Source organism: Luminiphilus syltensis NOR5-1B (assembly GCF_000158175.1).
GTDB lineage: Bacteria > Pseudomonadota > Gammaproteobacteria > Pseudomonadales > Halieaceae > Luminiphilus > Luminiphilus syltensis.
This window is the reverse complement of record NZ_DS999411.1, coordinates 60,098-73,106: the sequence shown is the minus strand read 5'-3', so window position 1 is coordinate 73,106 and position 13,009 is coordinate 60,098. Positions and strand designations below refer to the sequence as shown.

Genomic DNA, 13,009 nt, shown 5'->3' with positions numbered 1-13,009 from the left:
GCATAAAGGTTTTTTCACCGACCCTGCGATAGTTAGCCACGATGCCAAACAACCAGCGGAGGAGAGCGAGTCGATGCTTGCATCTCAACCAATATTAGCGACTGCAAAGTCCCTGGATCACTTCGTGCACCTGGTGCGGGACGCAGACGCGGCCGCTGCGGTCTACGAGCGCCTCGGGTTCCATGTGCGCCCCCTGGCTGAACACAAAGACATCGGTTCGCGTAACCGGGTGGTGCACTTCGGCCATACCTATCTGGAATTTGCCGACTTTGAGGGTGCTAGAGAGGATGTTGCCGGCCCCTACACGGATCGCTTTCAGCTCGGTGAAGGTCTTGCACATGTCAGCCTGACCAGTGATCGCCTCGAAGACGATCGCGCGCGTCTGGAAGCTGTCGGCATGCAGCCCTATCCAATCCTCAGCGCGCGTCGGCGCATTACGCTCCCCGACGGCAGTTTCGGGGAGACCGCCAGCCGCTGCTTTTATTTGTGGCGGGAGGACAACCGCTACCTCTCACTGTTCTTTTCTGACCACCCGAAGCCCGACATGATCTTTATTCCCGAGTTTGTGAGACACGACAACGGCGCATCAGAGGTTAGCCGCTGTGTGTATATGTCGACAACGCTGGCGGCAGACCGGGATTACTTCAGCCGGTGTTTTGGCTCCGAGCCTGTGGAGGAGGCCTCAGAGCGGATCGCTTGGCAGGGTCCGCGTGGCGATCTCACGGAGGTGCTTAGTCCCGCTGCCGCACAGGTGCGGTATGGCGATTTGCTTCATTTATCCACTCCGGAGCCTCTGCCGGGTATCGGCATCGCTCTGCATTATCGCGTCGCGGATATCGAGCGCTGCCGCGCCGTGCTGGAGGCAGGGGGCCTGGCTGTGCGGAAGCTTGACGAAGGGGCTATCGGGGTTGCCGCCGAGGATGCGGTCGGCTGTATTGCGGTATTTGAAAGCTTAGACAGCAAATGATTTCCAATATGCGTGGGACTTGGGCCCGCAACAAAACACAATTAGATAGTTATCAAGGAGCAAGTATCATGAAAAATCGTCAGGGAAACACTATGCACCGTCGCATTCTTGTGACGGCAGTGGGTTTGGCATCGACACTAGCTGGCTCTGCGGTGATGGCGCAGGAGAGCGAGAGTCTGCGCCTTGAGGAAGTGCTGGTGACCGCGACTAAGCGGAGTGCCTCTATTCAGGAAATTCCTATAGCGGTAAGCACTATAGGAGCCGACGCTATCCAGACTCGCGGTCTGGAGCGTTTTGAAGACTATCTGGCCACTGTGCCAGGTGTGCAGTACACACCCGGAGGCAGTGTGTACACCTCGCTTATTTCTATGCGTGGTGTGAACGATCCGGGTGCGGAGAACGGCCTGACACAGGCGCCCGTTGCTGTCTATCTGGACGAAACGCCGCTCACTGTTTCTCAGGGAGCACTGAACTTAGACTACTCTCTATTTGGTGTTGAGCAGATTACGGTCATCAAAGGACCGCACAGTACGCTCTATGGCGCGTCATCATTGGGGGGTACGCTCAAGGTCGAGACCCGTAGCCCGTCGGTAAGCGAGGGGCTCTTCGAGGCGCAGCTGGGATACAACAGTGTCGACAATGGCGATACGGGTCACACAGCGGCCTTCACTGCGTCGACGCCCCTGATTGATGGCGTCCTGGGAGCAGAAATCACCGCCTACAATATTGAACGCGGGGGCTATATTGATGACCCCAGTCGCGGCGAACAGGACATCAACGGTACGGAAACCACAGGCGGAAGGGTTGCAGTGACATGGTTGCCGACCGAAGATCTGTCCATCGACGCAAAAGTCTATTATCAGGATTTCGAGTCTGACGGCCTGCCGTTTTTCTCCCCGAGTGCCGGGGACCTGATCAGCCGTCCTCTGGACAAGCCACAGACGGACGGGGACGAAATGGTGCTCGGTTCTGTGGAGATTAATTGGGCACTCGGTTTTGCCGATCTGGTCAGCTCTACCAGTGCCTACACGCGAGATAACTTCCTTTATCGCAGCGGTTCTCTTTTTGGTCTGGATCTGAACTTCGATCTTGACTCTACCGCTGAGGCCTTCATTCAGGAAGTGCGCCTTGTTTCGAATACGGATGGCCCCCTACAGTGGTTGGCCGGTGTCTATTTCTCCAGCGAGGAATATGAAGAAATTGGTGGTTTGAGTACACCGTTTTTCACGTTCTTTGGTCAGGACCTTTTGACTGAAATCAACACCTATGCCGCTTTTGGTGAGGTTGGTTACGCACTGTCCGATCGTCTTGAGCTTACCGTCGGAGCGCGGTTTTCGCGCTATGAAGTCGATTCAGAAATCACTGTCGAAAATATTGATTTCGCGACGTTTCAGCCGATTTTCACGACCAGTAACATCGATTTTAACGAGACCGACATCAGTCCTCGAGTGGCCCTGAGCTACGAAATCGACAACGGGTCACTTTACGTGCAGGCCTCCCGCGGTTTTCGCATCGGCCAGCCGAATACTCCAATTCCCGTTGACGCGCCAAACTTCGTCGAAGCCTTTGATTCTGATTCCCTTTGGAACTATGAAGTTGGCGCGAAAACCGAATGGTGGGGAGGGCGGGCACGTCTGAATGGGGCGGTTTACTTCATCGACTGGACCGATATCCAGACCAGCGTATTTGATCCCACGGGCTCCTTCACCTTTGTCACTAACGTCGGCTCTGCCGAGATTATGGGCCTGGAGCTGGAGGGGTCCGTACTGCTCACGGAAGGGCTTACTTTTGAGGCGGGCTTCACTTACACCGACGCCGAGTTTACCAGCGGTATTCCCAGTCAGGGTATTCAGGACGGTGACACGCTGACCGGTGTACCCGACACGCAGTTCAGCGCCGCAGTCCAGTATGACTTTGATATCGGAGGCAGGGACAGCTTTGTCAGGGCAGATTACCTCTTCTATGACGAATTTCTCGCGTTTGACCCCTTCAGCCTTGACTCCAATTCGCGTCTCAAGAACGGTGATTATGAGCGCATCAATGCTCGATTTGGTGTGAGCATGGGCGACTTCCAGCTTGCGCTGTTTGGTAGCAATCTTACTGATGAGCGGCCGCGTATGTCCGTGCAAGCGGCCTTTGGCGAGGATGCAACGACGATCCAGCCACGCACCTATGGTGTGTCGATTAGTTATCGGCCCCAATAAGGAGAGGGTGCTATGCGCATAAACGCTAAATCTCTTGCGCCACTCATGCTCGTCGCACTCAGTGGCGTGCACCAGACCATCAGCGCAACAACGCTGCTTGAGAATGTACATATCATCCCCATGACCGGGGAAGGTGAGGTCCTCAAAGGCGCTGTGCTGGTGAATGATGGGCACGTCCTGGCTGTGGGGCCATCCGCATCAATCACCGTGCCTGCTGAGGCTAAGCGAATCGATGGTGCCGGGGGGTTTCTCATCCCCGGTCTCACGGATATGCATAATCATATTGATTCACCGGAGTCTCTCAAGCTACAGCTTGCCTACGGTGTCACAACAATCCGCAATATGTGGGGAACCGATGAGGTACTCGCACAGCGCGCCGCTGAGCAGGCGGGTGAGCTGCTGGCGCCGGATATCGAGACCGTGTCGCCGATTATTGATCATGATCCCCCGTATTTTCCGGGTTCGATTACGATCACTGATGCGGCCGCAGCTGACGACTTTGTGCGTGATCTAAAAGAGCAAGGATATACCGCCCTCAAGACCTACGAGTTGATTCAGAAGGAGGTTTACTTTGCCCTGACCAAGGCTGCGGATCGCTACGGAATGACGATTGAAGGGCACATTCCTCAGGCGGTAGACGCCTTTGATGCGGTCCTGCTCGGTCACGACACGGTTGAGCATTCGATGCGTGTCGACGCGGCTATTGTCGCCCCCGGTACGACTTATTCAAGCGCATTCCGCCCGCCGGAACTGGTGAGACTGGTAGAGCGAATTGATGCGGGAGAGATGACCTATGAAGAGGCTTTTCGGCGCGATATGTTAAGAGCCCTCGCAGGACTGATGGTCGAAAACGGCACGGCATTGGTGCCGACGATGGGTGTTTATGAGGTCTTGTCCTACTCCCAATCGAATCGAGAGGCAATGGCAAAACACCCGCTCATTGATTACGTGAACCCAGTCTACAAAGGCTTCTGGCTACAGGCTGACCCAGTCGAGGAACTCACCAACGAGGGCGTCAAGGCCGAGCCAAGCGATGCGGAAATTGCATCGCTCGAGTACTTTGCGAGCACGGAGCACGGCAAATGGGTGGCGATCATGCACGAAGAGGGTGTGCTGATTCTCGCCGGCGTTGACGCGCCCAACCCCGGGATGTTTCAGGGTTTTTCCCTCCACGATGAGCTCGGTCGTATGGTCTCGCGCGCCGGTATGAGCAATTACGAGGCCCTGAAAACCGCCACGGTTAATCCAACCATTTACTGGAAAATCGAAGGGCAGCGCGGCGTGATCGCTCCCGGCGCCGAAGCCGATTTTATCTTGCTGGCAAACAACCCCCTCGACGAGATCGCCAACACCAAGTCCATTCAGGGGGTCATGGCGGACGGCCAGTGGCTGGACCGTACGCGGCTGGACGCGGTGCTCAAAGAGGTGCATGAAGCCTACGCTGCTCAGGCAAAAGCGATGGAAGAGGGCGGTGAGCCGGCTGCCGGTTTCCCGGTGCATCTGCATGGCGCCCATGAATAGTCACTGCCAAATGAATGAATCGGTGTAAGTCACTTTTTTCGTAGTTTGGGCGAATAAACAGTCATTACCTATCAATGTTCAACGAGGACACACAGATGAAAATACACTGGCATCAACTGAACTTATCGCATGTTCTGATCCCTTTGCTTGCACTGGGTCCCGTTGGCTCGGCAGCTTTCGCTCAGGTTTCAGAAGAGCGCGCAAGTTCCCGGGCACTTGAGGAGATTGTTGTTACAGCGCAGAAACGTGAGCAGAGGCTCCAGGATGTGCCGCTGAGCTTATCTGCGATCACGTCTCAAACGTTGGAGGATTCAGGCCTTAGTGGGATTCAGGATCTTGCGCAGATGACTCCCGGGCTGATTTTTCAGGAAACGATAGGCCGTCAAACGACCGCGCCCTCAATCAGAGGCATTGCGCCCGGCGGCTTTTCAGACCCAACGGTCGCCGTCATGATTGATGGCTATACCAGTGGATTTCAGCGCTCTGGAAACAACGCATCGCTCGTTGAGCTGGAGCGTGTGGAAATTCTGCGTGGTCCCCAGGCAACCTTGTATGGGCGTAACGCGATAGGTGGCGTTATCAACTACATCACGAAAAAACCCGACGAGGAGTTTCGGGGTGATCTGCGAGCCGAGGCGGGTAGCTACGATACGTATCTCCTGCAAGGTTCCGTTAGTGGGCCGCTCATGGAAGACAAACTGTTTGGTGGGATTGCTTTGGGCTACCGCGAGTCCGGTGGCTTCCTCGACAACGAATTTACCGGTGAGAGCAACGTCAACGACGAGGAGGACGTGAACGCTCGTGTGTCTCTGCGATTTGTTCCAACCGATAGGCTCGAGGTCAACTTCACCGCCGATTATAACGAGGCGGACGACGCTTACGGTGATCCCTCCTATGTGTATCCGAACCAGTATCTGACAGGAAGTCCGCCTTCGCTCCTCGATGTGGGCGCAGGTCTAGTTGACTTTAACGATATCGACAGGCGAGTTGATCAGGTGCCCGCGGGTCAGGGCTTCGTCCGCGAGGAAGCCACCTTTGTCCTGAACGTGACTTACGATTTGGGATGGGCGACCCTCACCAGTATCACCGGTACATCTGATCAGGAGACCTCGATTATCAGTCCCTTTACCCGCGAGCCGTCATCCGCGTTCGATTTTGACGTGCAATGGGATATAGAAAGCTGGAGTGAGGAGCTGCGCCTTGCCTCTCAAGGTGATGGTCCCCTGCAGTGGATGGTCGGCGCCTACATCTTCGACAACCAGCGTGAACGATCACTCTTTCTCGATTTTGGTGATGCCAACTGGGCACTTTTCCAGCAGTCAATTGATGAGGTAGAGAACCTGGCGGTCTTCGGTAACGTCGACTATGCGATTAGCGAGAAGTGGTCGATAGCAGCAGGGCTGCGCTACGACCAAGAGGACAGGAAGCTCACAGATCTGCTCTTGAATAGAGAGGGAGAGTCGAGTATTGAGGAGTGGCTGCCAAGCCTGTCGCTGTCTTACCGGCCCAGTGATGACATACACGTTTACGGTACCGTGTCACGGGGGTACCACGCAGGTGGGCCGAACGAGTTGGGCTCTGTTGCTGCTGGCGCGCCTGAAAGCTATGACCCGGAGTATCTGACCAATTACGAGGTCGGGATCAAGGGCCAGTTGCCTGACGCGGCGTTCAGTTACGAGGTGGCACTCTTCTTCATGGATTGGGAAGAGCAACAGGTTTTCACGGCGTTTGACACGTTTAACCGTTTCATTATCAATGCCGGTCAATCTGAAGTGTACGGGATTGAATTATTCGGCCGCTGGAACCCGGTTGAAGGCCTAGAGCTTACGGGCGCATTATCCTGGCTTGATACAGAGTACACCGAGTTCTTTAACCCAATCGATACGGCGCCTTTTGGTATCGATCCTGACCTTGCAGGTAACAGGCTGCCCTATGCGGCAGATCTTTCTGCCAGTGCCTCTGCGCAGTATACGCGGCCGTTAAGCAATGGCTGGGACCTGCGGTTAAGAGCAGACATGAGCTATGTGGGCGATCGCGCATTCGATGCAACAAACCTGTTCGTCGCTGATGAATATTTCACCACGAATCTATACGCGGGTATTCAGAACGAGCGTTTTGAGCTGGGCGCCTATGCGAGGAATGTGACTGACGAAGAATTCTTAAATGGCGGGTTTGTGCCCAGTCCAGGCTTTCCGCCGCTCGCCACCTTGGGCGATCCTCGAATTGTTGGCCTGCGCCTTCGTGTTCGTTTGTGAATGTGGGTTGTAAGTCGATGCGGGCGCGATCAAAGACGTGGAGCAAAAAACTGATCACGAAAATCTATGTAATTCAGTTGCTTGCTTGCTGCATCTATCTCGGAACGTATAGCAATGCGAGTGCATCGGCATGCCCGGAAGAAAGCGAGGTTGATCTGCTGCTTCGTGCCACAACGATTGTTGATGTTCGAACGGGTCAGCTGCTGCCCGAAAGAGATGTAGTTATCGACGGTGGGCGGATCTGCGCCATATCGCAAAGCTCGGATGCAGCGGTATTCACCGCTGACCAAGAAATCGATGGTCGTGGCCGTTTTCTCATTCCCGGGTTGATGGAGATGCACGGACATGTCGATACGCCCGAGGCGATGACGCTATATCTGGCCAATGGTGTAACAACCGTGCGTAATCTCTGGGGTGAACCTTGGACACTGGCGCTGCGCGATGAGCTTGAAAAAAGCCAGGGCGACTACCCGCGTTTGCTGACGGCGGGTCCGATTGTCGATGGGTCGCCGCCTATCAATTACCCCTTCGTCGTCGTGACCGATGCACGGGAGGCCGACGCCGAGGTCGCGCGGCAGGCCGCTGCTGGTTACGATTTTGTGAAGATCTACTCCAATATGTCGCCGAACGTGTTTGACGCGATGATCGCGGCCGGTAAGAAGTACAACATGGAGATCTCCGGGCATTTACCCCACGACGTGGCGTTTCCTCACGCGCTCAACTCGGGGATGCGCACCATGGAGCATTTTTTGGAGGTGGCAGACGAGTTGCTGCGTTACCCCCCGTCCGTAGATCTCGATCTTTACGTGGTCTACCCGGAGACGCAGCGCCTGCTTGAGGCCGTCGGCCGGGGTGAGGTCAGTCTTGACAACATTGTTGATCGGGGAAGGATCGCTGAAGTGGCTGCACATGCCGCAACAAGTGATACTTGGTTCGACCCCACGCTGATGCCGATGCGTAACTTCACCAGCGACTGGAATCAAATGAATCCTGATTGGCAGCGTTACCTGCCACCCGCAATAAAAGCCTATTGGGAGGGTGCCTGGGCCGCGCGAGAGGGGTGGACGGCAGATGCGCGTCGCGGTGAAGACGCGCTCTATGCCTTGCGCCTCGAATTGTTGGGGGAGATGCACAAGGCTGGCGCACATGTACTCGCCGGCACGGATGCGCCGGTACCGGGCATGTACCACGGTTTTTCTCTGGTTGACGAAATACAGCAGCTAACGCGCGCCGGGCTCAGCAATGCCGCTGCTTTGCGTGCTGCCACCCTCGAGGGCGCGCTCTATCTGAAGCGTGAGGGAGAATTGGGCGAGGTGGTTACGGGCGCCGAGGCCGATCTGGTGCTGTTAGAGGCCAACCCGCTGGAGAATTTGCAGAACCTGCGCAGCGTTGTCGGGGTCGTCAGGGCGGGCTACTGGCAGGACGAGGCTGCACTCAGCGAGCGCCTTGAGACCATAGCGGCGCAATACGCTGCACAGGAAGCGCTGTTCGATGGCGCGCCACAGTTTGCCCCGTCGCGGGCAGATACAAACGAGGAGCTGGTTCGGACCACGGCGGTGAAGGTGGCTAATGAGCCGGTTGATTTCCTCGAGGGCGATGGAGAAACCGCCGCCCGTCTGATGGTCGAGGAAACAGACGCTGCGCTGGATATCAGCTTCGCCCGTCGCGACGAGGATGGCAGATGGGGCGTCACCCGGGTTTCCATGGCGCAGGAGTCCGTGGCTATAGTGCAGGCAGACGGAACGAAGCTGACCCTGGCTAAGGCAGATGGCGTGTGGGAACTGCGCGAGGGCAAGGCTGTTCGCTGGCGGCTGCCTTCCGATGGGTATGTACTGCCGCTTACGGGCACGCCTGTTGATATCGCCATGTTCGCGCAACTTGTCCGATGGTCTGCTATGGAGGCAACGCCGCTGCATGTCTGGCACTGCGACCTGGCAGCGAGCTGTGATGGATCGCCCGTGGCCGCTTATGCCGATGTTGCAGGCTTCGAGAAGATAAACGCGGTGTTTTCAGGCGCTGATCGTATTGATGTGTCGGCGCGCGGACTCGGTACAACACAGATATGGGTAGGAGCGGGCCCGTTTTACGGTGGTCAGCCTATTCGAATGCAGGCGGATACGAAAAGAGGCTGGGAGCGACTCCGATAACGCGGCGTCCGCAGTCGGTAAACAGGAAATCAATATATGTCAGGCACGGTAATTCAAATCATTCAAAGCGGAGCTCTTCGACGATCCGCTCGTCGTTTCGTGATTGCGGTAGTAAGCCTCACGGCGCTGCTGGCGCTACCGGCAAGTGCAGAGCCAGTGGCCATAGTCGGCGGCCTGCTGATCGACGGCAATGGCGGCAAGCCAGTGAAGGATGCCACCGTGCTGATGGAGGATGGCGTCGTGACTGCCGTTGGCAGACGCGCGGAGGTAGATGTACCCGATGGGGCGAAGGTTATCGACGCCGAGGGCAAGACCATCATGCCCGGTCTTGCTGACATGCATGTTCACCTCGTGGGCGGCTGGGACGGTGTGTCGGTGGATATGCTGGGTTACCAGCGTTATCTCAACTCACTGCTCTACGCCGGCGTCACAACCGTGTTTGATGTGGGCAATATCATGCCTTACATCATTCAGATGCGTAACGAGATTGCTGCCGGTCGGCTGACCGGGCCACGCATCTACAGTGTGGGCGCGCTGGTTGATGGGCCGGATCCGGTCTGGCCGCCGCTGGCCTTTGCTTTGAGTTCGGGGGCGCAGATTCCCGGTATTGTTGAGCAGCTGGCAGCGAACGGCGTCGACGCCATCAAGGCCTATACCGGGCTGTCGGTGCCACAATTGCGAGCGCTGGTCGCTGAGGGCAAAAAGCACGATTTGCCGGTGATCGTTGATTTCTGGAATAGGACCGCGTCCTACGATGCGGCCGCGACTGCCCCGCACGCTTTCGCGCACTTGCCGCCGCGCCCGCTCTCCGACGAGGCGCTGGATGTGATTGTAAACAACGACATCCATTTTCAGACCACACTGGCCGTCAAAGAGAGTTTTGCTTTCCGTCGACTGGATGATCTTTCCTTTACCAACTTTTCCCTGATACGGGACACCAGCCCGCCGGCCTTTCTTGAGCAACTGCGCGAGTACGCGCGGTCCCCGCGAGATGAGAATCGGGTGCAGCGAAGCACCGATCGGTTCGAGATCGGGATGGCTTCGGTACCACAGCTACACAAAGCGGGTGTGATGCTCGTTGCCGGCACCGATGCACCTTATCCCGGCGTAACACTGGGGGAAGGACTTCATCGCGAGCTTGAGTTGTTAGTTGAAGCAGGTTTGACGCCTCTCGAAGCGCTGCAAACTGCCACCCTCAACGCCGCCCGCCTGATGGGGGACGAGGAGGGCTGGGGCACGCTGGCACCGGGGCAGCGGGCTGACGTGTTGCTCATCAATGGACGGCCCGATCGCAATATTTCAGAGACACGCAATATTGACCTGGTGATTCAGCGCGGCGTGGTTCTTGATCGTAGTGCGCTTGTACTGGACCCCGCGACAGATCCGGGGTTTTTGCCGGGGGCAGCAGTAGATGACGGGCAGTTTTAGCTACCTGTCGGTGGGGTTTTCAGCAAATTCTGAGGTCGTATATGTTTCGTTATCTTAATTGCCTGGTCGTTTCACTAGTTCTTGCATCGGCCTTTGCCTTTGCAGAGGAGTACACCTCGGTCAGCGATCCCGGCCCCTACGAAGTGCGGCTGGAGCGCAGCTACTTCGTTCCCATGCGCGATGGCGCGCGGCTTTCCACAGATCTTTACATCCCTGAAGGACTGGATCGCCCCCTTGGTACCGTCCTTGAGCGTACCCCCTACAACAAGAACAGCGATAACACCGGAATTGTCTCCAGGGCGAGGTTCTTCGCCAGTCATGGGTTTGTGTACGCCGCCCAGGACAAACGCGGCAAGTATGAGTCCGAGGGTGAGTACCTCACCACGGCTAACGATATCGAAGACGGCGACGACACCATCGACTGGATAGCGAAGCAGCAATGGTCCAACGGTAAGGTAGGTCAGATGGGCTGCTCCTACCCGGGCTTTACCACGATGATGAGCGCGCAGACGTTAAATCCGCATCTTGCTGCGATCATCCCGCAGTCCGCGGCGATGGCGACGGGTTCGATGGCAGACCGTTATTCATTGCTGTGGCGCCGTGGCGGTACGGTGGCTCTGAGCATGGCGGCCTGGCACGCTACAGCCGGCTCGAAGGTGTATTTTCGCCCGCCACCGGGACTGACCAGAGGGGAGTTTCTCGAAATTATCGATGACTTTGACCCGATACCCAAGAACTACAATATGGATTCTTTTGCTCAGGATCCCACGCTGGTTAAAACATTTCAGGAAGCCTACCTGACGCTGCCGGTCCGCGACATACTCAAAGACTTCGACGCGCCACCGAACGATTTCGTACTGCTGAACGAAAAGCCGCATTACGACACGTTTTTTGATGAACTGGGCTACCTGAGCGACGACGCCCGCGTCGACGTGCCGGCTCTGCACATCAACTCCTGGCACGACTACGGTGTAGCTGAGACGTTCATTCATTTCAATTTTTTCCGCGAAAACGCGCTTTCGGAAGAGGCACGGGAGAATCAGTACGTCATCATCGGCCCTACGCAGCACTGTGCGACCGAGACAGTTTCTGAGCAGACTGTTGTTGGCGAACTGGACGTCGGTGATGCCCGTTTCGACTTCTACGGCACCTACCTGCGCTGGTATGACCGCTGGCTGAACGGCAACCAGGACGCCCTCGACGGCATGCCTCACGTTCAGTACTACAACATCGGCGCGAACGAATGGCGCAGCGCGGAGGAGTGGCCGCTGCCGGGTACCGAGTACACTGCCTTCTACCTCGACAGCGATGGGTCCGCGAACTCGCGCTGGGGCAACGGACGCCTGGAGCGCGATACGGATCACTCGGGGAGCGACAGCGACAGCTATGTGCACGACCCGGCAACGCCGTTCACGACCTATCGCGCCACGACGGGTCAGGACACGGACGTTTGGTTCGGCGGCTCCCGGGACCGTAGGGAGATCGAAACACGCAACGATGTGCTGATTTTTGATACCGAGCCGCTCGAAGAAGCGATGGACGTTACCGGCCCGGTGAAGGCGATCATCTACCTATCGTCGAGTGCTGTCGACACGGACCTGGACCTTACCCTCGTGGACGTGTTCCCCGATGGGCGCGCCATGGGCGTCTACCAGGGCACGCTGCGAGTGCGCTACCGCGAAGGGCTTGACCGCGAAGTGCTCATGGAACCCGGCAAGGTGTACCCGGTAGAGGTGGACATGAATGCGATCTCGAATACGTTCTTACCCGGCCACCGTATTCGCCTTGAGGTCGCGAGTGCGCGCTATCCGAATCATGACCGAAACCTGGGCACCGGCGGTGACAATTTCACAGAGAGCGAGGGAGTCGTTGCCAGGAACATCGTTTACCACAGCGAGCACTATCCATCCCAACTTATCCTGCCAATCGTTGCTCGGGAAGGTGATTAATCAGGACTTTTGTGGTGAGTCAGTATGCCATTAGCTTCCCACGCGTCCATTGGATCTGTTCCCTGGTATTCCCTCTGCTGCATGGCGCCTGCAGTCAGGACGCAAACGCTCAATCAGGTTGCGACGGCTGGTAAGCAGATAAGACAAGACGTGATCGCTGGCATTACCGGGCTGTTTAGATTGCTCTGCGCGGCACGCCTGCAATGAACGCTGTCTCGGCAAGAAGATTTTCGATGCAGTTTGAATCTCGTCAAAAGCCATCCCGCATCGTGCGGTTGACGCGTGATGCAGAAGTATCACGATTACGTCGCGTTATTCCGTGACTATGTATTGGGCCTGCGGCAAGTGCTGCGTCTTTACCACATTGCTGGTACGGGCGACTTTCTGCGTGATTCGGACGCGCTGCGAGACTTTGCTATGGATGCCCTGACCACGGGCAGCGAAGCGAACCACCTTGGGACGGGTCTGATTTTTTCATGCTGTGAACCCGGTGAAGCGTGAGCGTCCTGAAAAGTCTGACCTGTTGCCGGGGATCGCT

Annotated in this window: 8 protein-coding genes; all 8 read left to right on the top strand. The window is 56.7% G+C overall.

All coding sequences use genetic code 11. The features are described 5' to 3' along the window. The first annotated feature begins 73 nt into the window (after positions 1-73). The 8 genes from NOR51B_RS00280 (at position 74) to NOR51B_RS00245 (ending at position 12,972) form a co-directional block, all read left to right on the top strand. Complete coding sequence (locus NOR51B_RS00280; protein WP_081443848.1) at positions 74-967, top strand: VOC family protein; 894 nt, start codon at positions 74-76, stop codon at positions 965-967. A gap of 68 nt (positions 968-1,035) precedes the next feature. Next, entirely contained in the window at positions 1,036-3,171 is a 2,136-nt protein-coding gene (locus NOR51B_RS00275; RefSeq protein ID WP_009018895.1) for a TonB-dependent receptor, read from the top strand. A 12-nt stretch (positions 3,172-3,183) separates the two neighbouring features. Beyond that, on the top strand, positions 3,184-4,692 hold the full coding sequence (locus tag NOR51B_RS00270; RefSeq protein ID WP_040481428.1) for an amidohydrolase family protein: 1,509 nt from the start codon (positions 3,184-3,186) through the stop codon (positions 4,690-4,692). A 95-nt stretch (positions 4,693-4,787) separates the two neighbouring features. After that, positions 4,788-6,947, top strand: coding sequence for a TonB-dependent receptor (locus NOR51B_RS00265; RefSeq protein ID WP_040481426.1), 2,160 nt, complete (start codon positions 4,788-4,790; stop codon positions 6,945-6,947). A 17-nt stretch (positions 6,948-6,964) separates the two neighbouring features. After that, positions 6,965-9,094: an amidohydrolase family protein gene (locus NOR51B_RS00260; RefSeq protein WP_154647562.1), complete on the top strand. Its 2,130-nt coding sequence runs from the start codon at positions 6,965-6,967 to the stop codon at positions 9,092-9,094. Positions 9,095-9,130: 36 nt separating this feature from the next. Then, positions 9,131-10,522, top strand: a complete 1,392-nt coding sequence (locus NOR51B_RS00255; protein WP_009021121.1) for an amidohydrolase family protein — start codon at positions 9,131-9,133, stop codon at positions 10,520-10,522. 41 nt (positions 10,523-10,563) lie between these two features. Beyond that, positions 10,564-12,471, top strand: coding sequence for a CocE/NonD family hydrolase (locus NOR51B_RS00250; RefSeq protein ID WP_009021497.1), 1,908 nt, complete (start codon positions 10,564-10,566; stop codon positions 12,469-12,471). Between the two features lie 285 nt (positions 12,472-12,756). Then, the gene (locus NOR51B_RS00245) at positions 12,757-12,972 is read left to right on the top strand and encodes a hypothetical protein (RefSeq protein WP_009019135.1); all 216 of its coding nucleotides are present in this window, start codon (positions 12,757-12,759) and stop codon (positions 12,970-12,972) included. The last annotated feature ends 37 nt before the right edge of the window (positions 12,973-13,009 follow it).